General features: G+C 70.6%; 24 protein-coding genes and 1 pseudogene. 16 read left to right on the top strand and 9 right to left on the bottom strand.

Annotated features, from left to right (window positions below):
* Nucleotides 1-5 precede the first annotated feature (5 nt).
* Nucleotides 6-524 (bottom strand): hypothetical protein, encoded by a 519-nt coding sequence (locus HUT10_RS50250; protein ID WP_217709727.1) that lies wholly within the window; start codon nucleotides 522-524, stop codon nucleotides 6-8.
* A gap of 98 nt (nucleotides 525-622) precedes the next feature.
* Between HUT10_RS50250 and HUT10_RS48600 the strand changes: the two genes are divergently transcribed.
* Both HUT10_RS48600 and HUT10_RS48595 read left to right on the top strand, forming a co-directional pair.
* The gene (locus HUT10_RS48600; protein WP_176177396.1) at nucleotides 623-1,123 is read left to right on the top strand and encodes a VOC family protein; all 501 of its coding nucleotides are present in this window, start codon (nucleotides 623-625) and stop codon (nucleotides 1,121-1,123) included.
* A gap of 18 nt (nucleotides 1,124-1,141) precedes the next feature.
* Entirely contained in the window at nucleotides 1,142-1,804 is a 663-nt protein-coding gene (locus HUT10_RS48595) for a GntR family transcriptional regulator (RefSeq protein ID WP_176177395.1), read from the top strand.
* A 24-nt stretch (nucleotides 1,805-1,828) separates the two neighbouring features.
* On the opposite strand, the gene HUT10_RS48590 is transcribed toward HUT10_RS48595, so the two are convergent.
* Genes HUT10_RS48590 through HUT10_RS48575 form a run of 4 tightly spaced genes read right to left on the bottom strand, consistent with a single transcriptional unit; the run spans nucleotide 1,829 to nucleotide 6,504 of the window.
* Nucleotides 1,829-2,848: a LacI family DNA-binding transcriptional regulator gene (locus HUT10_RS48590; RefSeq protein WP_176177394.1), complete on the bottom strand. Its 1,020-nt coding sequence runs from the start codon at nucleotides 2,846-2,848 to the stop codon at nucleotides 1,829-1,831.
* Between the two features lie 25 nt (nucleotides 2,849-2,873).
* Entirely contained in the window at nucleotides 2,874-4,307 is a 1,434-nt protein-coding gene (locus tag HUT10_RS48585; RefSeq protein WP_176177393.1) for an NAD-dependent succinate-semialdehyde dehydrogenase, read from the bottom strand.
* Nucleotides 4,308-4,316: 9 nt separating this feature from the next.
* Nucleotides 4,317-5,561, bottom strand: coding sequence for a Xaa-Pro peptidase family protein (locus HUT10_RS48580; RefSeq protein ID WP_176177392.1), 1,245 nt, complete (start codon nucleotides 5,559-5,561; stop codon nucleotides 4,317-4,319).
* Nucleotides 5,554-6,504: an NAD(P)-dependent oxidoreductase gene (locus HUT10_RS48575; protein WP_176177391.1), complete on the bottom strand. Its 951-nt coding sequence runs from the start codon at nucleotides 6,502-6,504 to the stop codon at nucleotides 5,554-5,556. The genes HUT10_RS48580 and HUT10_RS48575 overlap by 8 nt, the downstream gene beginning before the upstream one ends.
* A 123-nt stretch (nucleotides 6,505-6,627) precedes the next feature.
* On the opposite strand from HUT10_RS48575, the gene HUT10_RS48570 reads away from it, so the two are divergent.
* Nucleotides 6,628-7,539, top strand: coding sequence for an ABC transporter substrate-binding protein (locus HUT10_RS48570; protein WP_176177390.1), 912 nt, complete (start codon nucleotides 6,628-6,630; stop codon nucleotides 7,537-7,539).
* A gap of 137 nt (nucleotides 7,540-7,676) precedes the next feature.
* Entirely contained in the window at nucleotides 7,677-8,963 is a 1,287-nt protein-coding gene (locus HUT10_RS48565; RefSeq protein ID WP_176177389.1) for an MFS transporter, read from the top strand.
* Here the strand turns inward: HUT10_RS48565 and HUT10_RS48560 are convergent.
* Nucleotides 8,911-9,768, bottom strand: coding sequence for an oxidoreductase (locus tag HUT10_RS48560; RefSeq protein WP_176177388.1), 858 nt, complete (start codon nucleotides 9,766-9,768; stop codon nucleotides 8,911-8,913). The two genes, HUT10_RS48565 and HUT10_RS48560, sit on opposite strands and share 53 nt — an antisense overlap.
* A gap of 160 nt (nucleotides 9,769-9,928) precedes the next feature.
* Between HUT10_RS48560 and HUT10_RS48555 the strand changes: the two genes are divergently transcribed.
* From HUT10_RS48555 to HUT10_RS48545, 3 genes are read left to right on the top strand one after another with little or no spacing between them, the layout of a single operon-like run.
* Nucleotides 9,929-10,753, top strand: coding sequence for an alpha/beta fold hydrolase (locus tag HUT10_RS48555; RefSeq protein ID WP_176177387.1), 825 nt, complete (start codon nucleotides 9,929-9,931; stop codon nucleotides 10,751-10,753).
* Nucleotides 10,750-11,595: an NmrA/HSCARG family protein gene (locus HUT10_RS48550; RefSeq protein ID WP_176177386.1), complete on the top strand. Its 846-nt coding sequence runs from the start codon at nucleotides 10,750-10,752 to the stop codon at nucleotides 11,593-11,595. Before HUT10_RS48555 ends, HUT10_RS48550 begins: the two co-directional genes overlap by 4 nt.
* A gap of 11 nt (nucleotides 11,596-11,606) precedes the next feature.
* A complete protein-coding gene (locus tag HUT10_RS48545) occupies nucleotides 11,607-14,054 on the top strand; it encodes an excinuclease ABC subunit UvrA (RefSeq protein WP_176177385.1) in 2,448 nt (815 codons plus the stop codon).
* Here HUT10_RS48545 and HUT10_RS48540 read toward each other — a convergent pair.
* Together HUT10_RS48540 and HUT10_RS48535 are read right to left on the bottom strand one after the other, a co-directional pair.
* Nucleotides 14,002-14,691 carry a class II aldolase/adducin family protein gene (locus HUT10_RS48540; RefSeq protein WP_217709726.1) on the bottom strand — a complete coding sequence of 230 codons (690 nt, stop codon included), beginning with the start codon at nucleotides 14,689-14,691 and terminating at the stop codon, nucleotides 14,002-14,004. The two genes, HUT10_RS48545 and HUT10_RS48540, sit on opposite strands and share 53 nt — an antisense overlap.
* On the bottom strand, nucleotides 14,688-15,734 hold the full coding sequence (locus HUT10_RS48535) for an extradiol ring-cleavage dioxygenase (RefSeq protein WP_254897391.1): 1,047 nt from the start codon (nucleotides 15,732-15,734) through the stop codon (nucleotides 14,688-14,690). Before HUT10_RS48535 ends, HUT10_RS48540 begins: the two co-directional genes overlap by 4 nt.
* Nucleotides 15,735-15,895: 161 nt before the next feature.
* Here HUT10_RS48535 and HUT10_RS48530 point away from each other — a divergent pair, with 161 nt between their 5' ends.
* From HUT10_RS48530 to HUT10_RS51995, 8 genes and pseudogenes are all read left to right on the top strand, one after another.
* Nucleotides 15,896-16,801, top strand: coding sequence for an acetaldehyde dehydrogenase (acetylating) (locus HUT10_RS48530; protein ID WP_176177383.1), 906 nt, complete (start codon nucleotides 15,896-15,898; stop codon nucleotides 16,799-16,801).
* A complete protein-coding gene (dmpG, locus tag HUT10_RS48525; protein ID WP_176177382.1) occupies nucleotides 16,798-17,823 on the top strand; it encodes a 4-hydroxy-2-oxovalerate aldolase in 1,026 nt (341 codons plus the stop codon). The genes HUT10_RS48530 and dmpG overlap by 4 nt, the downstream gene beginning before the upstream one ends.
* Complete coding sequence (locus tag HUT10_RS48520; RefSeq protein ID WP_176177381.1) at nucleotides 17,820-19,250, top strand: aldehyde dehydrogenase; 1,431 nt, start codon at nucleotides 17,820-17,822, stop codon at nucleotides 19,248-19,250. The genes dmpG and HUT10_RS48520 overlap by 4 nt, the downstream gene beginning before the upstream one ends.
* Entirely contained in the window at nucleotides 19,247-20,026 is a 780-nt protein-coding gene (locus HUT10_RS48515; RefSeq protein WP_176177380.1) for a 2-keto-4-pentenoate hydratase, read from the top strand. Before HUT10_RS48520 ends, HUT10_RS48515 begins: the two co-directional genes overlap by 4 nt.
* Nucleotides 20,023-20,784 carry a 2-keto-4-pentenoate hydratase gene (locus HUT10_RS48510; RefSeq protein WP_176177379.1) on the top strand — a complete coding sequence of 254 codons (762 nt, stop codon included), beginning with the start codon at nucleotides 20,023-20,025 and terminating at the stop codon, nucleotides 20,782-20,784. The genes HUT10_RS48515 and HUT10_RS48510 overlap by 4 nt, the downstream gene beginning before the upstream one ends.
* 21 nt (nucleotides 20,785-20,805) lie before the next feature.
* Nucleotides 20,806-21,012 (top strand): annotated as a pseudogene (locus HUT10_RS48505) (4-oxalocrotonate tautomerase family protein); the annotation flags it as partial.
* A gap of 88 nt (nucleotides 21,013-21,100) precedes the next feature.
* Nucleotides 21,101-21,703 carry a pyridoxamine 5'-phosphate oxidase family protein gene (locus tag HUT10_RS48500; protein WP_176177377.1) on the top strand — a complete coding sequence of 201 codons (603 nt, stop codon included), beginning with the start codon at nucleotides 21,101-21,103 and terminating at the stop codon, nucleotides 21,701-21,703.
* A complete protein-coding gene (locus HUT10_RS51995) occupies nucleotides 21,700-21,831 on the top strand; it encodes a hypothetical protein (RefSeq protein WP_303247024.1) in 132 nt (43 codons plus the stop codon). Before HUT10_RS48500 ends, HUT10_RS51995 begins: the two co-directional genes overlap by 4 nt.
* Nucleotides 21,832-22,060: 229 nt before the next feature.
* On the opposite strand, the gene HUT10_RS51990 is transcribed toward HUT10_RS51995, so the two are convergent.
* A complete protein-coding gene (locus HUT10_RS51990) occupies nucleotides 22,061-22,195 on the bottom strand; it encodes a hypothetical protein (protein WP_303247023.1) in 135 nt (44 codons plus the stop codon).
* 452 nt (nucleotides 22,196-22,647) lie between these two features.
* Here HUT10_RS51990 and HUT10_RS51680 point away from each other — a divergent pair, with 452 nt between their 5' ends.
* On the top strand, nucleotides 22,648-23,031 hold the full coding sequence (locus HUT10_RS51680; protein WP_254897390.1) for an ATP-binding protein: 384 nt from the start codon (nucleotides 22,648-22,650) through the stop codon (nucleotides 23,029-23,031).
* Nucleotides 23,032-23,037: the final 6 nt, after the last annotated feature.

The following is a 23,037-nucleotide window of genomic DNA, read 5'->3' as shown; positions in this document are numbered from 1 at the left end:
CGTTTCTAGTTCCACGCGAAGCCGGCCGCCTGCGGGACGCCGCCCCCGACGATGGCGTTGGTACCCATCGCGCCTGCCTCACGCCACTGCAGGTGCATGGAGCCACCCCGGCCGCCGCAGTAGCCGTCGGCGAGACCGCAAATTTCGGCCAGCGTGCGCCGCAGGACGGTGCGGACGTCCGTCGTCAGCTCGGGCAGCCGCCCCGGCACGGGCGTGGTGACGTGCCCGAAGGCCTTGGCGAGGAACTGGTGGTGGCCGCGGTGGGAGCCGTTGACCAGGTCGTCGCTGCGCAACGGCAGGATCGAGCCGACAGCCCCGCCTTCCTGGCCGACGCTGGAGTGCGCCGGACCGTGGACGAGGCCTTGGCCGGCCAGCTCGAGCACGTACTCCTCGAACGCGCGGATCCACACCGCGTGCCCCAGCAGGCGCAGCAGCAGGTCGCCGTCGGCGGTGTCCCAGTCGTCTTCGGTCGTGCTCAGCCGCGTCCACGCCGGACGCGGGGCCAGTGGCTCCCGGGCGGGCATACCCTGCCTCCTCATTGGATCCATTTCAGTGCATCGCAGGCCCAGTAAACGCGCTATCCTCGGTAAAGACAAGTGAAATGGATCCATTAGGAGCAGTGATGGCCATACCGGGGCTCACCCGAGCCGATCACGTCGGATTGACGGTGCCCGACCTCGACCAGGCCCGAGACTTCTTCGTCGACGTGCTGGGCGCGGTGTACCAGTACACGCTGGGCCCGCTGCGCGACGACGGCAGCTGGATGAGCGAGCACCTCAACGTGCCCGACCGTGCGGTGGCTTCGCGGATCCAATTCGTCCGGCTGCCCGACGGCACCCGCGTCGAGCTGTTCGAGTACTCCGCGCCGGGGCAGCGCACGGATCCGCCGCTCAACAGCGATGTGGGCGGCCACCACCTGGCGTTCTACGTCGAAGACCTCGACACGGCGGTCGCGTACCTGCGCGAGCGGGGGCTGCGCGTGCTCGGCGAACCGACCGCGAGCAAGGGCCCCCACCTCGGGCAGCGGTGGGTGTACTTCCTGGCGCCGTGGGGACTGCAGTGTGAGCTAGTGTCCTACCCGGACGGCAAGGCCTACGACCACGCCCCGGGCGGCTTCGCCTGAGCTGAGAGGAGCGCGACGGTGTCCGAGGTCAGCTCGGTGGCCAGCCAGCGGGTCGCCGACGAGCTGCGCGGCCGCATCCTGTCCGGCCGCCTGGCCCCGGGCACCCGCATCAAGCAGGACGAGCTGGCGGAGGAACTGGCGACCAGCCGCCTGCCGGTGCGCGAGGCCTTGCGGATCCTCGCTTCGGGCGGTCTCGTGACGGTGCGCGCCAACCAGGGCGCCTGGGTGACGAGCATGGACCTGCGCGAGTGCCGGCTGAGCTACCGCATCCGCGAACGCGTGGAACCGCTGCTGCTGGCGGAATCCGCGCCGCACCTGACCGATGCCGACTTCGCCGAGCTGGACGCGGTGCAGGACGAGATCGAGCGCACCGACGACGTCGAAGAGTTCCTCGTCCTCGACCGCCGGCTGCACTGGCTGACCTACCGCCACCACGACGTGGCGGAAGCAGCCGGCATCGTCGCCCGCTTGTGGGACACGACCCAGCCCTACCGCCGGGCCTTCACCCGGCTCACGGGCCACAGCCGCTCGTGGATCATCGGCGCGGAGCACCGGCTGCTGATCCAGGCCCTGCGGGACGGTGACCTCGAATCGGCCGAGCAGGTGCTGGAGCTGCACATCCGCCGCACGAGGATCGAACTGGAACGCCACCCGGAAGTGTTCGAGCCGGAAACCTGGTGACCACCGGAACGGGCCTCGGCCGGTTCAGCTCGCGACGGGGCCGGTCGAGTCCCGGGACACGAGTTCCACCGGCAGCACCACGCGTTTCGCCGGCGCGGCGGGGGAACCGATGCGTTCCAGCAGCAGCCGGGCGGCTTCCCGGCCGATGTCGTAGTGCGGGATGCGGACGGTGGTCAAAGCGGGTCGCTGCCGGTCCACGAACGGCATGTCGTTGAACCCGGTCACCGACACGTCGCTCGGCACCGACCGGCCCAGGTCGGCCAGCGCGGAGTAGCAGCCGAGCGCGAGGAGGTCGTTGCCGGCCAGCACCGCGGTCAGGTCGGGGTGCGCTGCGAACAACCGCGCGGCGGCGGCGTGGCCGGCCGCCTCGGTGAACGCCTCGGCGAACTCGACCGGTTCGCCGCCGGGGTTGAGCCCCAGCGATGTCGTGGCGTCGAGGAACGCGCGGTAACGCTCCCACCCGGTGGACAGCTCGCGCGGACCGGCGACGTGCCCGATCCGCGTGTGCCCGAGCCCGGCGAGGTGGCGCACCAGCACGTGGACGCCCGCCGCGTTGTCCGCGGTCACCGACGGGATGTCGCCGGCGTCGGTGCGGCGGTTGACCAGCACCGTCGGCACGGGCACCCCGCCCTCGGTGCGGACGCTGTCGCCGCGGCGGCTGGTGGCCAGGATGAACCCGTCGGTCTGCCGGCCGCGCATGGCCGTGACCAGCTCGCGTTCGCGCTCCGGGTCGCCGTCGGTGTTGCCGACCAGCGCCATGTACCCGGCCTCCCGCAGCTCGTCCTCGATCCCCCGCACGATCGGCGGGAACACCGGGTTGCGCAGGTCCGGGATGATCACCCCGGCGACCGAGGACGTCCGGGTGCGCAGGCTGCGCGCCGCGGAGTTGGGGGCGTACCCCAGCGTCCGCGCGGCTTCCAGGACCCGGTTCGCCGTCCGGGTGTTGACCATTCCCCGGGTGGCGGGGTTCAGCGCGCGGCTGGCGGTGGCCGCGTGCACCCCCGCCCGCTCGGCGACGTCCTTGATCGTCGGGGCCCTGTCCATGGGGTCAGCATAGAGAGAGCGCACGTCACCAGCTGACCGCGACGTACTTCGACTCCGTGTACTCGAGCAGCCCTTCGTGCCCGCCCTCCCGGCCCAGCCCGCTCTGCTTGACCCCGCCGAACGGCGCGGCCGGCTCCGAAACCAGCCCCCGGTTGAGACCCACCATCCCGGACTCCAGGGCCTCCGACAGCCGGAGACCACGGGCGAGGTCTCCGGTGTAGACGTAGGAGACCAGGCCGTGCTCGGTGTCGTTGGCCAGCCGGACGGCTTCCTCTTCGGTGTCGAAGGTGACGATCGGGGCGACCGGGCCGAAGATCTCCTCCGCCAGGACCGGTGCACCGGCCGGCACCTCGGCCAGCACGGTGGCCGGGTAGTAGAAGCCGGCACCGTCCGGACGTTGCCCCCCGGTCAGCACGCGGGCTCCACTGGCGACCGTGCCGTCGACCAGCTCACTCACCTTTTCCACGGCCGCCGCGTTGACCAGCGGGCCCAGCTCGACACCGGGGGCGTTCCCCGGCCCGACGCGCAGCGCGCCCATCCGGTCGGCGAGCCGCCGGGCGAACTCGGCGGCGACGGCGCGCTGAGCGAAGAACCGGTTCGCTGCGGTGCACGCCTGGCCGCCGTTGCGCATCTTGGCGACCATCGCCCCGTCCACCGCCGCATCGAGGTCGGCGTCGTCGAAGACCAGGAACGGCGCGTTGCCGCCGAGTTCCATCGACGTGCTGACCACGCTGTCCGCCGCGGCGTGCAGCAGGTGGCGGCCGACCTCGGTGGATCCGGTGAACGACAGCTTCCGCACCCGGAAATCCTCGAGCATCGCGCCGACGACGGCGTCCGATCGGGTGGAAGGCACGACGTTCACGGTGCCCGCAGGCGCGCCCGCCTCTTCGAGGATCGCGGCGATCGCGAGCGCGGTCAGCGGCGTTTCCGACGCCGGCTTGAGGATCACGGTGCACCCCGCGCCGAGGGCGGGCCCGATCTTCCGCGTGGCCATCGCGGCCGGGAAGTTCCAGGGCGTCACGAGCACGCTCACACCGATCGGCTGTCGCAGCACCAGGATGCGGTTGGCTCCGCCCGGCGCGGTCTGCACGGTGCCCGCCAGCCGCACGGTCTCCTCGGCGTACCAGCGGAAGAACTCCGCCGCGTAGGTGACTTCACCGAGCGCGTCGGGCAGCGCTTTGCCGTTCTCGCGGACGATGAGCTCGGCGAGCTCGGCGGCGCGCTCGTGCATCAGCGCGAACGCGCGCTGCAGCACCTCCGCCCGCAGTCGGGGGGCGGTCGCCGCCCACACGGGGAGGGCGTCGGCGGCCGCGTCGACGGCGGCCAGGCCGTCTTCGACGGTGCCGTTCGCGACGGTCGCGAGGGGTTCCGCGGTGGCCGGATCGACCACGGTGATGCGTGATTCGTCGGCGGAAGACCGCCAGACACCGCCGATGAACAGCTCTTCGGGGACCTTCAAGGTTGCTCCTCAGTACGGGTTGGCGACGAACAGGTCCTGCGCCGGGAACTTGGTCAAGACCTCGGCCCCGGTCTCGGTGACGACGACCTCTTCCTCGATGCGTGCGGCGGAGAACCCGTCCGAGGCCGGGCAGTAGGTCTCGAGCGCGAAGACCATGCCGGGCTTGATCTCGACCGGGTGCGCGATGCTGTTGAGCCGCGAGATGATCGGCCGCTCGTGCAGGCCGAGCCCCAGGCCGTGACCGAACTGCAGGCCAAAGGCGGCCATCTCGTCGGCGAACCCGAACTCGGTGGCCGCGGGCCAGACGCGCGCGACCTCGTCGGTGCCCACGCCGGGCTTGACCGTCTCGATCGCCGCGTCCATCCACTCGCGCGCCTGCCGGTACGCGCCGCGCTGGGAGTCGGTCGCGCTGCCGACGCCGAAGGTGCGGTAGTAGCAGGTGCGGTAGCCGTTGTAGGACTGGATGATGTCGAAGAACGCCTGGTCGCCTGGGCGGATCAGGCGGTCGGAGAAGTTGTGCGGGTGCGGATTGCACCGCTCCCCCGAAACCGCGTTGATCGCCTCCACCTGGTCCGACCCCATTTCGTAGAGCCGCTTGCTCGCCAGGGCCACGATCTCGTTCTCGCGGACACCGGGCTTGAGCACCTCGACGATGTCCTGGTACACGCCGTCGACCATCGCCGCCGCCTGCGACAGCAAGGTGATCTCGTCGGCCGACTTGATTTCGCGCGCGTCGAGCATCAGCTGCTGCGCGTCGACGACTTTCAGCCCTTGCCGCTGCATCTCGAACAGGAACGGCGGCTCGACGATGTCCACCCCGACCGGCGAACCGGCCACTCCCGCCTGGGTCAGCAGGTCCTTGATCTGCGTGACCGCCTCGCGCATCAGGCCGGCTTCCGGCGAGATCGCGCCACGCAGACCGAGCATGCCGGCGCGGCAGTTCTCCGGCTGCAGCCACGGCGAGTACAGCTGGTGGTGCTTCGCCGCGGACCCGAAGTCCCACAGCATCGGCTGGCCGTCACGGGTCAGCAGCGCGTAGCGGGTCATCTTGTCGCCCAGCGCGCCGCCGATCCAGGTCTGGGTGGTGTACCGGATGTTGTAGAAGTCGAACAGCAGGAACGCGCCGCACTCACTGGACTCCAGCGAAGCGCGGGCCCGGGCGAGGCGGTAGTCGCGCAGGCGAGCGAAGTCGACGCGTTCCTCGAAGTCGACCGCGCCGTGCCCGGGGGCCGGAATCGGGCGTCCCTCAGGCATCGGCGGGCTCCAGGCCGTCGCTGACAGCCGCGTTTTCCGGCACCAGTGTCAGACCGGACCGGCGGGCCTGCTCCTCGATGAGGACCGCGAAGTCCTGGTCGACCAGGCCGGCGCCGACCGCCGAGGCGACCAGCTGGGCCGCGGCCGAGGCCACCGGCATCGGCGCCTCCAGCTCGCGGGCGGCGGCGAGCCCGAGGTCGAAGTCCTTGCGCAGCAACGGCATGGTGAACGTCGGGGTGAAGTCCAGGTTGACCAGCGCCGGAGTCTTGTAGCGGCTGAACACCGAGCCCATGACCGAGTCGTTGAGGAAGGACAGGAACGCCTCGCGGCTCACGCCGCCCTTCTCGGCCAGCACGGTGATCTCGGCCAGCGACTGGGTGACGACGCCCAGGAAGACGTTGTGGCAGATCTTCACCAGCCGGGCGACCTCGTCTTCACCGACGTAGGTCACGCCGCGGCCGAGCGCCGCCAGCAGCGGTTCGACGTCGTCGAACACCGCGCGCGGGCCCGACACGGCCAGGGTCAGCTTGCCGCTGCCGACGACCTTCGGGTTGCCGCTCACCGGTGCGGCCAGCAGCTCGGTGCCGCGCTTCGCCGCGGCGACCCGCACGGCCGCCGAAGCTTCGGCGGACACGGTCGAGGAGTCCACGAGCACCTTCGGCGCGCGCGTGGCGTCGGTGAACAAGCCGCCGTCACCGGAGGTGACCTGCTCGAGGTCGGCCGAGGCGGAGACCATCGTGAAGACGACGTCGCGCCCGGCGAGATCGACCGGCCGGTCGGCCACGGTGGCGCCCGCGGCGAGCAGCTCCTCGGCCTTGGCGCGCGTGCGGTTGTGGACCGCGACGTCGTAGCCGGCGGCGAGCAGCCTGCGCACGAGCGCGGCGCCCATGCGGCCGGTGCCGATCCAGCCGATCGTCGTGGATCCGGGCGTCGGGGTCACCATGACAACACCTCCGAAGTGCAATCGTTTGCAGTCAGGGTGCAGCGATGGCTAGGCTGGCGTCAAGTCCTCGCCCGAAAACTCGTCTGCGAACGTTCGGCAACTCCGGTGAAAGGTGACACGCGGGTGCACTCGATCAAGCTGGGCACGTTCAGCCCCTCGGTCCTGCTGTCCGTGGCCGCCGCGACCGGTCAGCTCCGCTACGCCGGGCTCGAGGTGACGGAAGTCCCAGCGAGAACATCGGCCCAGCAGTTCGCCGACCTCTTCGATGGTCACCTCGACGCCGCGTTCACCAACCCCGACAACGTCCTGGCCTACCGGTGCGTCCCCGGCAATCCACTGGGCCGGACCGGCGACGTGCGGATCCTCGGCGCGATCGACCGCGGCTTGGGCCTCGGCCTCTACACCGCTCCCGGCGTCAGAGCGCCTGTCCGCGACAGCCGGCTGGGTGTCGACGTACCCGGCTCGGGGTTCGCGTTCATCGCCTTCGAACTCCTCGCCCGCGCCGGACTGACCCGCGGCATCGACTACGAGGTGATCAACCTCGGCGCCACACCGAAGCGCGCCCGGGCCTTGATCGAAGGCACCATCGACACCACCATCCTCAACGCGGGAAACGACCTGGTCGCCGAGGCGCAAGGAGCACGCCGCACCGCGTCGGTCACGTCGATCGGGCCGTACGCGGGAACTGTCCTGGCCGCCACCGCCGATGGGATGGCCCGCCACGCCACCGCCCTCGGCCGACTGCTCGAGGTCACGACGACGGTGGCGCGGGAACTGGCCGCCGGGCAACATCGCGACGTGGCACTGGCCGCGATCGCCGACCGCCTCGGCCTGCTCGGCGGCGCCGCCGAGCAGCACTTGACCACCCTCCTCGATCCCGCGGAGGGCCTCGTGACCGACGGGCTGTTCACCCGTGCCGAACTGGACACCGTGGTGCACTTGCGCAACCGTCACTCCCGGGCCAAGGCGCCGGTCAGCGCGGAACAGGCGCTGGCGGACGGGCTGGTCGACTTCTCGCCGCTCCGCGACTCATGAGTCGAGACGGCCGAACGTTGGCTATCGTTCGCACATCTTAGACCGCCATCCCATCATTGACCTCCCCTAGAACAGCGCCTACATTTCTGCAATCGATCGCATTCACGTCCCACTCCGGTGAACGGAAGGGTCCTCCCGTGAACATCTCCCCCAGCACCGCTCCCCTGGCCTCCCCCACCGCACGCCGGGTCCCTCCGGCCGCGGCGATCGGCGGGTGGACACTGCTCGTCCTGTCGTACCTGATCAACGCCATGGATCGGCAAGTCTTCTACCCGCTGTTGCCGGAGATCAGCGCCGAACACGGTTTCAGCCTCTCCCAAGGCGGCCTACTCGCGACCGGGTTCACCCTCGGCATCGCCGTCGCCGGCCTGCCGGCCGGTTACCTGGTCGACAAGGCGTCCCGCAAAAAGGTGCTCGTGGTCAGCGTGGCGCTCTATTCCGCGGGCACACTGGTGACGCCGCTGTCGTCCGGCTTCGCCGACATGGCCGTGTACCGGCTCCTCTCCGGCGCCGGGGAGGGCATGCAGGCCACCGCCTTGTACGCGGTGGTCGGCTCCTTCTTCGCGCTACGGCGATCCTTCGCGTTCGGCGCACTCGGCGCGGTGTTCGGCGCCGGCGTGTTCCTCGGCCCGCTCGCCGGGACGACCATGGCCCAGCACTTCGGCGGCTGGCACACCCCGTTCTTCTTCTACGGCACCGCAGGCCTGGTTCTGGCCGTCCTCATCGGACTCCTGGTGCGGCGCGGGGTGACCGATCTCGACGCGGCCGGCGCGCGCGGCGTCGAGCTGCCCGCCGACCACGTGCCCGCATCGACGTTCAACCGCAACACCGCGATGCTCGGCCTGGCGTGCGTCTCCGGCGGCTTGGTGTTCTACGGCTTCCTCGGGTTGTACCCGACGTACCTGCGCACGCACCTGCACTACACCGCCGCCGAGGCGGCGGTCGCCGCGAGCGTCATCGGGGCGGGCGCCGCGACGTCGATCCTCACCGGCTGGCTCGCCGACCGCTACAACCCGCGCACCATCCTGCTGAGCACCTACCTGGGCGTGGCCGTCAGCGCGTGGCTGGTGTTCAACGGCTCCCCCGGCCACGCGTGGCAGTACACGATGTCGTTCATCCTGGCCACGTTCATCGCGGGCTCCGCGTTCACCACCCTCAACAGCACCATGCAGCGGGCCGTACGCCCGCGGCGCGTGGGACGCGCGGCCGGCATGTTCGTCTCGACCTACTACGTGGCCGCCGCGTTCTCCGGTCTCCTGTTCGCGTCCCTGGTGGGCGCGTTGGGCTGGCGCGGGGCCGCGTTGTGGCAGCTGACGGTGCTGCCACTGGCCACGCTGATCCCGCTGTGGTTTTTGGACGCACGAAAGCTGATCAAACCGCGGCGGGCTCGCGCTCTTCGAGGGGGAAATCAGCCGAACGGCTGACGTCGGCCCAGCGCTCGGTTTCGGCCGTCCGCTCCGCGGCGGACTTCACCGCGGCCGCGACGGCATCGCCACCGAGGATCAACCGCCGGGGCGGGTTGTCCGATCCGACGACGTCGACGACGGCTTTCGCCCCGCGGATCGGGTCGCCGGGCTGCTTCCCGTCGTGCTCGTCCCGGTACCGGTGGATGGCGCCGACGGTGGCCTCGTAGTCCGGGCCGACCGGGTGCCGGGTCATCGAGGCGCCCTGCCAGTCGGTGCGGAACGCTCCAGGTTCGACGATGATCACCTTCACGCCGAAGGGGGCGACCTCACTGGCGAGCACCTCGGAGAAGCCTTCGACCGCGAACTTCGCGGTCTGGTAAGCCCCCATCCCGGGTGTCCCGCCGACCCGGCCGCCGATCGAGGAGAACTGCACGAACGTGCCGGAACGCTGCGCACGGAAGACCGGCAGCGCGGCTCGGGTCACGTTCACGACACCGAAGAGGTTGGCCTCGATCTGGGCACGGAAGTCGGCTTCCGCCATTTCTTCGATCGGTGCGCTGTTCGCGTAGCCGGCGTTGTTGACGACCACGTCCAGGCGGCGGAAGGCGTTCGCGGCTTCTTCGACGGCGCGGATTGCCGCGTCGGCGTCGGTGACATCGAGGGCGAACGGGCGGATCCGGGTGCCGTACCGGGCCACCAGGTCCTCCAGCTGCTCGGGCCGCCGTGCGGTGGCGAGAACCGATTCACCTGCCTCCAAGGCGACCTCGGTGAGGCTGCGCCCGAAGCCGCGGGACGCGCCGGTGATCAACCAAGTCTTGCTCACGATCGGGTCCTTTCTGCAATCAAGTGCCTCACCACTGTAGCATTTCGTGGTACACCGTCGACGGAACAGTCATCTGACGGGCCCTGCCCCGGCAACGGTGGGCCGAAGATGGTGACACCTTCGGATGGCGAGGGCTTGGTCACTGGGAATGGAGCGCATCATGCCGACGATCACCACCACGGACGGTGTCGAGATCTTCTACAAGGACTGGGGCACCGGCCAGCCGATCGTGTTCAGCCACGGCTGGCCCCTCTCGGCCGACGACTGGGACACCCAGCTGCTGTTCTTCCTCCAGCACGGCTACCGCGTCATCGCCCACGACCGCCGGGGGCACGGCCGCTCCACGCAGGTCGCCGACGGACACGACATGGACCACTACGCCGACGACCTGGCCGCCCTCACCACCCACCTCGACCTGCACGACGCCGTCCACGTCGGGCACTCCACCGGCGGCGGCGAAGTCGTGCACTACATCGCCCGGCACGGCGAATCGCGGGTCACCAAGGCGGCGCTCATCGCGGCCGTCCCGCCGCTCATGGTGCAGACCGAAGCCAACCCCGGCGGCCTGCCCAAGAGCGTCTTCGACGACCTGCAGGCCCAGCTCGCGGCCAACCGCTCGGAGTTCTACCGGGCGCTGCCGTCCGGGCCGTTCTACGGCTTCAACCGGCCGGGCGTGGAGCCGTCGGAAGCGCTGATCCAGAACTGGTGGCGTCAGGGCATGATGGGCGGCGCGAAGGCCCACTACGACGGCATCGTCGCGTTCTCCCAGACCGACTTCACCGAAGACCTGAAGAAGATCACCGTCCCGACGCTGGTCATGCACGGCGACGACGACCAGATCGTGCCCTACGCCGACTCGGGCCCGCTCTCGGCGAAGCTGCTGCAGAACGGCACCCTGAAGACCTACGCCGGGTTCCCGCACGGCATGCCCACCACCCAGGCAGACACCATCAACGCCGACCTACTCGAATTCATCCGGTCATGAGCGGCCCGATCGCGGTGGTCGGCGCCACCGGCCGCCAAGGCGGCGCGGTGGCCCGCCACCTGCTCAAGCACGGCACGGACGTCCTCGCGTTGCTCCGCGACCCCGACGGCCAGAGCGCGCACCGGCTTCGGGAAGCCGGGGCGGACACCGTCCGCGCCGACCTGTCGGACGCGGACTCGCTGGCGTCCGCGTTCCGGGGCACGGCCGCGGTCTTCGCGATGACGACGTACAACGCCGACGGGGCAGAGGCTGAAGTCCGGCAGGGAGCGGCCATCGCGGACGCCGTCGTGGCCGCGGAAGTGCCGTCCGTGGTCTACAGCTCCGTCGGCGGGGCGGACCGCGCGACCGGGATCCCGCACTTCGAGAGCAAGTGGGCGATCGAGCAGCGGCTGCGCACGACCGGCGTGCCGCTGACGGTGATCCGGCCGGTCTTCTTCATGGAGAACCTCATGCGGGCCGGTGTCGTCACGGACGAAGCGGACGGGCAGGTCTTCCGATACGCCTTCGCGCCGGGGGTGCCGGTCCAGATGATCGCCTCCGACGACATCGGCGCGATCGCGGCCCGGGCAGTGCTCGACCCGAGCGCCATTCCGGGTGGTCAGCTGGAGATCGCCGGCGACGAGCTGACGCCGGAGCAGATGGCGGCGGCCTTCGCCGAGGCTTCGGGCCGCCCCACCCGGTTCGAGCCGACGCCGATCGACGCGGTCCCCGACGCCGACCGGCGGGCGATGTACACCTGGCTCGCGACCACGCCCGGCTACCAGGCCGACTTCGCCACCAGCGCGGCGCTGCGACCCGGGATTCGGTCCTTCCCTGCCTTCCTGTCCGGCGCCACCCCGTGAGGAAGACCGTCATGACACCCCGGCCCGACCACCTCCCCCGCGCGATCGAAGTCCGCGGCGTGCGGCACAACTCGCTGCGCGACCTCGACGTCGATGTGCCGCTGTGGCAGACGGTGGCGGTGGCCGGGGTGTCGGGGTCGGGGAAGACGTCGCTCGCCATGGGGACGCTGTACGCCGAGGGGCTGCACCGGTTCCTCGAAGGCCTCAGTACCTACAGCAGGCGGCGGATCGGCCAGGCCCAGCGGCCGGACGCCGACCGCATCGACCACCTGCCCCCGGCGCTCGCGCTGCGGCAACGGCCACCGGTTCCCGGACCGCGCAGCACGGTCGGGACGATGAGCGAGGTCTTCAACATCCTGCGTCTCATCATGTCGCGCCTGGGCACGCACCGCTGCCCCAACGGCCACGGCGTGCCACCGACGGTCGCCACGCAAGGGATGGAGATCGGGTGCCCGGTGTGCGGGGTGCGGTTCGAGCACCCGGGCGCGGAGTCGTTCGCGTTCAACTCCCTCGGTGCGTGCCCGGGCTGCGACGGGACGGGCGTGCGCACCGAGGTCGACCCCGCGGCGCTCGTTCCGGACCCGGGCAAGACGCTCGACGAGGGGGCGGTGCTGTCGTGGAACGTCGGCGGGCGGCGGCTGAGCCGGTACGCCGCCGGCGAGCTGGGCGTACGGCTGGACGTGCCGTACCGCGAGCTCACCGCCCGGGAGCAGGACTTCGTCATGCACGGCGAACCCGTGCAGCAGCAAGTCGTCGTCTCCGGCCGCAACGGCAGGCAGGTGACCCTGGACGTCACCTACGACAACGCCATCACCGCTGCCCGCCGGTCGGAGAACAGCAAGTTCCTCGTCACGCACACCTGCCCGGTCTGCCACGGCTCCCGGCTGCGGCCCGAAGCGCTGACCAGCCACCTGGACGGCCGCGACCTCGCCGAGATCAGCGCACAGGACCTCGACCACCTCGCCGAGTTCGCCGCCGGCCTGCCCGCGCTGCTGCCCGCCGAACTGGACCGGCTGACCACCGGCCTGGTCGGTGAGCTCACCGGTGCGCTCACCCCGCTGCTGGAGCTCGGCCTCGGCTACCTGACCCTGGACCGGGCCGGGTCGACGTTGTCCACGGGCGAGCGGCAGCGCATCGAGCTCACCTCGACCGTCCACGCGAGTACCACCGGCATGCTGTACGTCCTGGACGAGCCGTCCGTCGGGCTGCACCCGAGTAACGTCGCGGGCCTGCGCAAGGCCATCGACGCCCTGGTGCGCAACGGCAACTCGGTGGTGCTGGTCGAGCACGACCTCGACGTCATCCGCACCGCCGACTGGATCATCGAGCTGGGTCCCGGCGCCGGACGGCAGGGCGGCACGGTCGTCGCCCAGGGGACCCCGGCCGAGATCGAAGCCGACGAGCGGTCCATCATCGGCCCGTTCCTTACGGGCCGCGAGACGGTCGAACGTGTGCCCCGGCCGGGCACCGGCGAAGCGGCCACCATCACCGTCAGCCGCCTCCACAACCTCTCCGGCGTGACGGCCGCGTTCCCGCTCAACCGGCTCACCGCGATCGCCGGGCCGTCCGGCGCGGGCAAGACCGCGCTGGTGCTGGAAAGCCTGGTCCCCGCGGCCCGAGCGCAGCTGGCCGGCACGTCACTGCCCGGTCACGTCGCAGGGCTGAACCTGGGACGGCTGCGCGGCGTCGTGGAGATCGACGCGACGCCCATCGGCCTCAACGCCCGGTCCACCCCGGGCACCTACACCGGTGCCTTCGACGCCATCCGCGCGCGGTTCGCCGCCACGACCGGCCAGGCTGCCGGGCAGTTCTCCTTCAACACCAAGGAAGGCCAGTGCCCGACGTGCAAGGGCCTCGGCTCGATCGACCTGGACGTGCAGTACCTGCCCGACATCGCGGTGGAGTGCCCCACGTGCCACGGCGCGCGGTTCGGCGAGAAGACGCTCGAGTCACGTGTGGACGATCTCACCATCGCCGAAGTCCTCGCACTGACCGTCGACGAAGCCCTGGAACGCTACGCCGACGTGCCTGCCGTCGTCCGGCCGCTGCGGCCCGTGGCCGAGGTGGGGCTGGGATACCTGCGGCTGGGCGAGCCGACGCCCGCCCTGTCCGGCGGGGAGTCCCAGCGCCTGCGCATTGCCGCGCGCCTGCGCAGCAGCCAGCGCGACGTGCTGTACGTGCTCGACGAGCCCTCGACCGGACTGCACCCGGCCGACATCCGCACCCTGGTGGCGGTGTTCGGCCGCCTCCTGGACGCCGGGGCCACCGTCGTCGTCATCGACCACGACCTCGACCTGATCGCCGCGGCCGACCACGTGCTGGACCTGGGTCCCGTCGGCGGCCCCGGCGGCGGCCGCATCGTCGCCCAGGGAACGCCGGACAAGGTCGCCACCGACCCCGCCAGCGTCACCGGCCCTTACCTCGCGCGACGCGTCGGGCTTCGGGATCGCCGCGGGTGAGGTAGGCCCACATGCGCTCCTCGATTCCGCCGGTCCACACCGCACGCGCCGCGACTTCGTCTGGGCTGAATTCGACGGCGTCGGCGCCGGTGGCCCGCACGGCCAGGTCCAGTTCGCTGGCGGTCTCGAGGAACTGCGCGAGGACCACGGCCCGCTGCAAGGACCCGCCCACGACGACCGCGCCGTTGCCGCGGAGCACGATCGCCGGCGCGTCCCGCAGTGCTTCCGCCACCGCCGCCGCGGCCGCCTCCGTCCGGACCAGCCGGGGGTCGGGCCACAACGGCGGTCCCGGAGCGAAGTACGCCCCGGTCCCGTCGAGCGGACGCGCGGTGCACCCGGAGGCCGACAGCGCCCGCACCGCAGTCGGCAGGACCCGCGCGATGCCGCCGACGTCGGGTCTGCGCCGGTAGATCGCCTGGTGCAGCCGCACCTCGCCTGGAACATCGTCGGGCAGCTCACCGGTCACCGCGACGACGATCCCGGGTCGGCGCCCGATCTGTCCCAGCGGGACGACCGGCGTGACGAGGAACGTGGACTCGTCACGGCGGACCGAGCAATGCCCGTACGCCGTGACGAGTCCCCCTCCGGATAAGGCCCTGGCCGCCATCCGAAGCACGCGGTGCTGGTTCGGTTTCACGGCCGGTAGACCGCGAACACCTTGGAGGAGTTGAAGACGTAGGACTCCTCGAACACACTCCAGTCCGGCTTCCGGCGGCCGAGTTCCTCCATGGCGCCGACGAGCGTGTACCAGTTGAGCAGCTCCTGCTGCCCGCTGTCTTCGATCTCCGCCGTCGTCCGGGTGCGCCAGACGTCGTACTCGCCGCGCACCATCGCGTCGTACAACCGGCGGTCGGCGGCGACGTCGGGCTGCAGCCGCCACGTCTTGTCGGTGTTGAAGGCGTGGCTCCAGCTGGAGGACGCGACGAGGGCGACCCGCAGGTCGGTGGCGGCGAACGCCCGCGCCACGGCCCGGCCCACCTCCATGAACCGCCACGGCGGCGGCGACGGCGGGTCGAGCTGCCCGGGTTTCTCGCCGAGGGACACCGCGAACCCCTTGTTCGCCACGACGAGCGAGCCGTAGCAGTTGAGCGGGAACGCGATGACCGGGTAGGGGAACCCGCGGCGGTGGTAGTCGAGGTAGAGCAGGGTGTTGAGGAACGCGTGCGCGAATCCCTCCTGGTGGAGCGGCTGATACGCGTACGAGACGTCGATCCCCTGCTCGAGCAGGGCTTTCGCGAGTGACCGCGCGATGTCCGGCGCGCCCTTCACCTCCAGCGCTGTGTCGGGGCCTTCGTTCCACACGTTCGGCTTGTCGTCCATGCCCGACGAGTGCGCCATGGTCGCCCACGGCTTGATCGTCAGGTCCGGGTAGGCCAGGACCGCATACGGCGGGATGATGTCCTCGCGGAAGTTCTCGTACTGGTCGTCGCCCCAGATCACGACGACGTCCGGTTCGAAGGCGTCGATTTCGGCGCGGCAGTGGTCGAGCGCGGACACCAGCTGTTCCCGGTGCCGGCCGGCCGCGGCCCGGCCCTCGTCGGCACCCCATTCCTCCCGCATCCGCTCAGGCCAGGAAGCCACGTCCTTGGCGTGCTCGGGCACGAGCGGATCCTGGAGGTTCTTCCGCAGCAGCCACGCCATGTCTTCGTCCACTCCGGACAGTGGTGGGTAGTGCGTCACACCGATCCCGAGAATTTCGCCCACGGTGTCCCTCGCAATCGTCGTTGTCCGCCGGGAGGAGCGCAGTGAATACCGGCTCCGCGGCAGCGTCAACGGTGACCGTTTCGGTGAGAGAAACGGCCCGCTTCGGATCGACGGCCGCGCAGGCGAACCTGGATCGCATGAGCCGAACGAAAGTGACGGCGGCGATCGTGGGACCGGGCAACATCGGCACCGATCTGCTGGCCAAGCTGCAGCGAAGCCTGGTGATCGACGTCCGCTACGTGGTCGGCGTGGTGGAGTCGGACGGCCTGGCGCGGGCCCGCGCGCAGGGCATCGAGGCGTCCGCGGAAGGCGTGGAGTGGCTGCTGCGGCAGGACCCGCTGCCGGAGATCGTGTTCGAAGCGACGTCCGCGAAAGCCCACATCGCGAACGCACCCCGGTACGCGAAAGCCGGGATCCAGGCGGTCGACCTCACCCCGGCCCACCTTGGACCGATGGTGTGCCCGCCGGTCAACCTGCACGCGCACCTGGACGCGCCCAACGTCTCGATGATCACCTGCGGCGGGCAGGCCACCATCCCCATGGTGCACGCCGTCTCGCGGATCACCCCGGTGCCCTACGCCGAGATCGTCGCGTCGGTCGCGTCCCGCGGCGCCGGACCCGGCACCCGCGCGAACATCGACGAGTTCACGCAGACCACCGGCAGCGCCGTCGCGGAGGTCGGCGGGGCCGGCCGGGGAAAGGCGATCATCATCCTCAACCCGGTCGAGCCACCGATGATCATGCGCGACACCGTGTTCTGCATGATCGGCGCCGACGCCGACCGCGCGGCGATCACGGCTTCGGTCCACGAACTGGTGGCGCAGGTCCAGGAGTACGTCCCCGGCTACGCCCTGCGGGCGGAGCCGCAGTTCGACGAACCCCGCGAGGCCTGGGGCGGGCACGCCCGCGTCGCGCTGTTCCTCGAGGTCAAGGGCAATGGCGACTACCTGCCGCCCTACGCCGGCAACCTCGACATCATGACGGCCGCCGCCGCTCGCGTCGGCGAGCTGATGGCCCGGGCGAAGCTGGGGGTGTCCGCATGAGGCCCGCACTGCCGCACGCCGTGCGGATCGTCGACACCACCCTGCGCGACGGCTCGCACGCCATGGCGCACCGGTTCACCGAGACGCAGGTCCGCGACACCGTGCGGGCCCTCGACCGCGCCGGCGTCGAGGTCATCGAGGTCACCCACGGCGACGGGCTCGGGGGCTCGTCGTTCAACTACGGCTTCTCCCTCACCGACGAAATGCGCCTGATCGCTGCCGCTCGCGAGGAAGCGAAGCAGGCGAAGATCGCGGTGCTCCTGGTTCCGGGGATCGGCACGGTCGACGACCTCAAGCGGGCGCGCGACCACGGCGCCGGCATGGTCCGGGTCGCCACGCACTCCACCGAGGCCGACGTCTCCCCGCAGCACTTCACCGCCGCCCGCGACCTCGGGATGGAGACCGCCGGGTTCCTCATGATGGCCCACCGCGTATCGCCGGAAGTCCTGGCGAAGCAGGCCCGGATCATGGTCGAGGCTGGCTGCCAGGCACCGTACTGCACCGACTCCGCGGGTGCCCTGCTCATGCACGAAGCCCGGGCCCGATTCGAGGCTCTCGTCGCGGAAGTCGGCGACGAAGCGTGGGTCGGCTACCACGGCCACCAGAACCTGTCCTTCGGCGTGGCCAACTCCGTCATCGCGCACGAGGCCGGCGTCCGGTACATCGACGGATCGCTGTGCGCACTGGGCGCCGGGGCGGGCAACAGCCCGACCGAGGTCCTCGCCGCGGTGTTCGACCGCCTCGGGATCGACACGGGGCTCGACGTCGCCGCCCTGCTGGACGCGGCCGAAGACATCGTGCGTCCCTACCTGACCCGGTGGCCGAAGATGGACCGCAACGCCGTCGTGCAGGGCTGGGCCGGGGTGTACTCGTCGTTCCTGCTGCACGCCGAGGCGGCCGCCGAGCGGTACAAGGTGCCCGCCCCCGACATCCTCCGGCGATGCGGCGAGCTCGGCCTGGTCGGCGGCCAGGAAGACATGATCATCGACGTGGCGATCGAACTGGCAGGTGAACGGCGATGACCTCGTTCGGGCACATCATCGACGGCCGGGAGCGCGACTCGCTCGACGGCTCGCGGTTCGACTCGATCGACCCGTGGACGCGCGAGCCGTGGGCCGACGTGGCCTTCGGCGGACCGGCCGAGGCCGGCCTCGCCGTCGCCGCCGCCCGGCGCGCGTTCGACGAGGGACCGTGGCCGCGCATGGGGTACGCCGAACGCGGTGCGCTGCTGCACCGGCTCGCCGACCTCGTCGAGGCGCACGCCGACGAGCTGGCGCTCGCCGACTCCCACGACATGGGCAAACCGGTCGCCGACGCCCGGGACAAGGACGTCCCCCGGGCAGCGCGGAACTTCCGGTTCTTCGCCGACCACGCCCGGCTCGCGACCTCCGAGGCCTATCCGTCGGACACCGGGCACCACGCCTACGCCCGCTTCGAGCCGGCCGGGGTGGTCTCCGCGATCGCACCCTGGAACTTCCCGCTGATGCTGGAGACGTGGAAGGTCGCACCCGCTCTCGCGTGGGGCAACACCGTCGTCCTCAAGCCGGCCGAGGATTCCCCGGCCAGCGCGACGATCCTGGCCCGGCTCGCGCTGGAGGCCGGATTCCCGCCGGGCGTGTTCAACGTGGTGCACGGCAACGGCCCGGCGTCGGCCGGTGAGGCTCTCACCACCGATCCGCGGGTCGACCGGATCACCTTCACCGGCGAGTCCGGCACCGGCCGGATCATCACCGCCGCCGCGGCGCGCAACCTGACCCCGGTGAGTCTCGAACTCGGCGGTAAGGGCGCCAACCTGGTGTTCGCCGACGCCGACCTGGACAACGCCGTCGACTGGTCGATCAAGGCGATCTTCACCAACGCCGGACAGGTCTGTCTGGCGGGCTCCCGTCTCTTCGTCGAGCGCCCGGTGCTCGAGGAGTTCACAGCCCGGTTCGTCGCCGCCGCCGAGGCCCTGGTGATCGGCGACCCGCGGGACCCGGCCACGCAGGTCGGTCCGCTGGCGTCGGAGACCCACTTCCGCAAGGTGTCCGGCTACCTTGACGACCCCGGCGGCAAGGTGCTCACCGGCGGGCACGGCGAGGGCTGGGTGATCCGGCCGACGATCGTGTCCGAGGTTCCCGCGGGTTCGCCGCTGCAGTGCCAGGAGGTCTTCGGGCCCGTCGTGACGATCACGCCGTTCGACACCGAGACCGAGGCCGTCCGGTCGGCGAACGACTCGCCGTTCGGTCTCAACGCCATGGTGTTCACCGAGAACCTCTCCCGTGCCCACCGGGTCTCCGCGGCGTTGCGCGCGGGCACGGTGTGGACGAACTGTTTCTTCGTCCGTGACCTGCGGGCGCCGTTCGGTGGTGTCGGCGACTCGGGCTGGGGCCGGGAAGGCGGCAACTTCAGCCGCGAGTTCTTCACCGAGCCCAAGGCCGTGGTCATGGCCATCCAGGATCAGCCGTGAAAGGCACGCAGGACAAGGCCCGCGCCCTCTACGACGCCCGCCGCACCCGCACCCCGATCCCGCCGTTCACCGACGACGAGCCGGCTCTCGGGATGGCCGACGGCTATGCGGTCCAGCGTGAGCTGATCGACCTGCTGCTCGCCGACGGCGACCGCATCGTCGGACACAAGGTCGGGCTGACCTCCGAGCCGATGCAGAAGATGATCGGCGTCGATTCACCGGACTACGGGCCGGTGCTGCTGTCCACCGTCTACCGCGATGGCGACGAAATCCCGCTCAGCCGATTCATCGCGCCGAAACTCGAAGCCGAGATCGTGTTCGTCCTCGGCGACCGCCTCGAAGGCCCCGGAGTCACCGTCACGCAAGCGCGTGCGGCGATCGCCGGCGCGGTGGCCGGGATGGAGATCGTCGACTCCCGGATCGCGGACTGGCGCATCCGGCTCGCCGACACGGTGGCCGATTTGGCGTCCAACGGCGCGGTGGCCACGTCGAGCCGGATAGTTCCGGTCAACGGGTTCGACACCCGGCTGGTGGGCATGACGCTGACCCGCAACGGCGAGGTGATCGACACCGGCGCGGGCGCGGCTGCCCTGGGTGACCCGGTCGCCGTCGTCGCCTGGCTCGCCAACGTCCTGGGCGCCGATGGAGTAGCCCTCGAACCCGGCCACCTGATCATGACGGGCGCGCTGCACGCGGCTGTCCCCATGGCCCCGGGGGACGTCTTCCGCGCCGAGTTCGACCGGCTCGGGCCGGTGACCGTGAGGGTGAGCGAATGAACAACGTCAGCAAATGGGCCGCGCAGCTGGCGAAAGCGGTCACCGATCGCACCGCCATCCCCAGCCTATCCGCCGGATCCCCCGAACTCGACCTCGAGACCGCCTACCGCGTGCAGCGCAAGCTGAGGGCTGCTGCCGGTCCCTTGGCCGGCAGCAAGCTGGGCGTGACGTCACGGGCCAAGCAGGCCCAGGTCGGCGTCTCCTCCCCCGTGTACGGGTACCTCGCCGCAGCGGACGCGATCGACCTGGGCGACTCGCTGGACACGGCAAAGCTGATCCAGCCGCGGTGCGAACCGGAGATCGTCTTCATCCTCGGCCGCGAACTCGCCGGACCGCACGTCACCACCGCGGACGTGCTCGCCGCCTGCCGTGGCGTCGCGGTCGGGATCGAAGTACTCGACTCCCGCTACACCGACTACCGGTTCACGATGGCCGACGTCGTCGCCGACAACACCTCCGCCGGCCGGTACGTGGTCGGAACACCGGTGGATCCGCAGGGCATCGACCTCCGCCTGGTGGGCGTGGTGCTGGAGAAGAACGGAAAAGTCTCGGCCACGGCATCCGGTGCCGCGGTACTCGGGCACCCTGCCTCCGCCGTGGCTTGGCTCGCACGGCAACTGTGGGCGGAAGGCGAGGGACTGCAGGCGGGTGAAATCGTGCTGTCAGGTGGACTGACCGCGGCCGTCCCCGTGGTCTCGGGAGATGTCGTCGTCGCCTCGATCGACCGGCTCGGCTCGGTCGAGCTGGGCTGCCGCTGAACCACTACCGGAAGGCACACACACATGCCCCTCATCCAGGTGACGCTCGTCGAAGGGCGCTCCCCCGAGCAGCTCCGCGCGCTGGGCGAAGCACTCACCACCGCCGCCGAGCAGGCCATCGACGCGAAGCGGGAATCGATTCGCGTCGTGCTCACCGAATGCCGCGCCGAGCACTGGTTCATAGGCGGCGACTCGATGGCGCACCTTCGCGAGACCGGTGCCCGGTAACCGTCACCGTCATTCGACGGGCGCTGCCGGTCGCCATCCCGATCACCATGGGTCCGGTACGCGACAGAACCGACCTTTGGAGACCACCATGCCGCACCGGTACCTCACCACACTGACGACGCCGTCCGTCGAAGCCGCGCAGAAGCAGTACGGCAGCTACTCCGCCGTCCAGCGGATGATCAGCGGCTGGCCCACCGACGGTGTCCTCGGCGATGACGAGATCGGCTTCATCGCCGAGCGGGACAGCTTCTACCTCGGCACCGTCGGCGAAACCGGCTGGCCGTACGTCCAGCACCGCGGCGGGCCGCCCGGCTTCCTCAAGGTGCTCGGCGTGGAAGGCGGCGCGAGCCAGCTCGCCTGGGCCGACTTCCGGGGCAATCGCCAGTACGTGTCCGTGGGGAACCTCGGCGCCTCCGCCAAGGTGTCGCTGTTCCTCATGGACTACCCACACCAGCAACGCCTCAAGATCCTGGGAGAAGCCCACTCTCACGATGCCCGGACGGAAGAGGCTGCCCCGCTGCTGGAGAGGGTCGCGCTCCCGGGTTACCGGGCCCAGGTGGAGCGGATCATCACTGTCAGCGTGCGCGGCTACGACTGGAACTGCCCCCAGCACATCACCCCGCGCTGGACCGAAGCGGAACTCGCGCCGATCCTCGCTTCGGCGGGTTACGACCTCGACGATCGTCGATGACCGCCGGAACCCGGGACCTGAGCCGGTCCTCGCTCAGGGAACTGTTCCTCTTCAGCAGCCTGTCCGATGCCCAGCTCGACTGGCTGCTCGGACACTCGTCGCTGACACCGGCGGCGAGGTCGAGCTGAAACGCTCCGGCCGACACGGAGCCTACTGCGGCGCCATCCGGTTCTTCCACACCGAAGCACACCAGAAGTATCCGACGTCGGTGTACGCGCTTACCGACCTGGTCCTGCTGACCCTGCCGGCCGAGGAACTCGCCACGCAGTTCCGCAGCTGGTTCCCGATGTCCGCGCACCTGCTGGAAGGCTCGTACGCGAGCTGGCTCACCTCGGACGCGATCGTCGGCCGCAGACGTCAGCTGCTGGCTCTCGGGCAGTTGTCGGCGGGCTTGACCCATGAGCTGAACAACCCGGCAGCGGCCGCCGAGCGCGCCACCGCGGCCTTGCGGCGGCAGGCCACCGCGGCGCAGGTCGCGTTCGTGCGGCTCATCGAGGACGGCGTTGGTCCAAGCGCACTCCGGGAGTTGCTGCGGCAGCGAGACCGGCTGGTCAACCGGTTGTCGTCTCCTCCTTCTTCGACCGCGCTCCAACGGACAGACCGAGAGGACGAGATCGACGGCTGGCTGGAGACCCATGCGCTGGAGCAAGGGTGGGAGGCAGCCTCCATCTTCGCCGGCGCGGGCGTGACCACGGCCGACTTGGCCGAGGTCACGCACTCGGCCGGTCCCTCGTTCGCGAACGACGCCCTGCGTTGGCTGGCTCAAGCGGTGGAGTCCCAGCTGCTCCTCAGCGAGATCCAGGAGGCGATCACCCGCATGTCGGCTCTCGTCGGAGCCACCCAGGAGTACGCCCGCCTGGACCGGACGCCGTACGCGTGGATCGACGTCCACGATGGAGGCCACACTGGCCGTGCTCCACACCAAAATCGGTTCACGGATCCGGGTGGCCGAACACTACGACCGCCGGCTGCCGCACGTCCCGGCCTACCCGGCCGAGCTGAACCAGGTGTGGACGAACCTCATCGACAACGCCGTCGCGGCGATGAACGGTGCCGGCACGCTGACGCTCCGGCCCACTCTGGTCGCCGATCAGGTGTGCGTCGAGATCCGCGACACCGGCCACGGCATCCCGGCCGAGAACCGACGGCGGTTCTTCGAACCGTTCTTCACCACGAAGCCCGTCGATGACGGCGCCGGGCTCGGTTTGGACGCCGCCTGGCGCATCGTGGTGGAGCGGCACCACGGCGACTTGAGGGTCGAGTCCGAACCCGGCGACACGAGGTTCCGAGTGCTGTTGCCCACCGCGGAGCGGCAGCAACCGAGTTGACCGTGC

Origin of the sequence: Amycolatopsis sp. Hca4 (assembly GCF_013364075.1) — a bacterium.
In the GTDB taxonomy this organism is placed as follows: Bacteria; Actinomycetota; Actinomycetes; order Mycobacteriales; family Pseudonocardiaceae; genus Amycolatopsis.
Note: the sequence above shows the minus strand (reverse complement) of the source record. Positions and strands in the feature narration are given on the sequence as shown.

Coding starts and splice junctions, on each gene's coding strand:
- HUT10_RS50250 (WP_217709727.1), bottom strand. CDS start 524: ATGCCCGCCCGGGAGCCACTGGCCCCGCGTCCGGCGTGGACGCGGCTG.
- HUT10_RS48600 (WP_176177396.1), top strand. CDS start 623: ATGGCCATACCGGGGCTCACCCGAGCCGATCACGTCGGATTGACGGTG.
- HUT10_RS48590 (WP_176177394.1), bottom strand. CDS start 2,848: ATGGACAGGGCCCCGACGATCAAGGACGTCGCCGAGCGGGCGGGGGTG.
- HUT10_RS48580 (WP_176177392.1), bottom strand. CDS start 5,561: ATGCCTGAGGGACGCCCGATTCCGGCCCCCGGGCACGGCGCGGTCGAC.
- HUT10_RS48575 (WP_176177391.1), bottom strand. CDS start 6,504: ATGGTGACCCCGACGCCCGGATCCACGACGATCGGCTGGATCGGCACC.
- HUT10_RS48555 (WP_176177387.1), top strand. CDS start 9,929: ATGCCGACGATCACCACCACGGACGGTGTCGAGATCTTCTACAAGGAC.
- HUT10_RS48550 (WP_176177386.1), top strand. CDS start 10,750: ATGAGCGGCCCGATCGCGGTGGTCGGCGCCACCGGCCGCCAAGGCGGC.
- HUT10_RS48545 (WP_176177385.1), top strand. CDS start 11,607: ATGACACCCCGGCCCGACCACCTCCCCCGCGCGATCGAAGTCCGCGGC.
- HUT10_RS48530 (WP_176177383.1), top strand. CDS start 15,896: ATGAGCCGAACGAAAGTGACGGCGGCGATCGTGGGACCGGGCAACATC.
- dmpG (WP_176177382.1), top strand. CDS start 16,798: ATGAGGCCCGCACTGCCGCACGCCGTGCGGATCGTCGACACCACCCTG.
- HUT10_RS48520 (WP_176177381.1), top strand. CDS start 17,820: ATGACCTCGTTCGGGCACATCATCGACGGCCGGGAGCGCGACTCGCTC.
- HUT10_RS48510 (WP_176177379.1), top strand. CDS start 20,023: ATGAACAACGTCAGCAAATGGGCCGCGCAGCTGGCGAAAGCGGTCACC.
- HUT10_RS48500 (WP_176177377.1), top strand. CDS start 21,101: ATGCCGCACCGGTACCTCACCACACTGACGACGCCGTCCGTCGAAGCC.
- HUT10_RS51995 (WP_303247024.1), top strand. CDS start 21,700: ATGACCGCCGGAACCCGGGACCTGAGCCGGTCCTCGCTCAGGGAACTG.
- HUT10_RS51990 (WP_303247023.1), bottom strand. CDS start 22,195: ATGAGCCGCACGAACGCGACCTGCGCCGCGGTGGCCTGCCGCCGCAAG.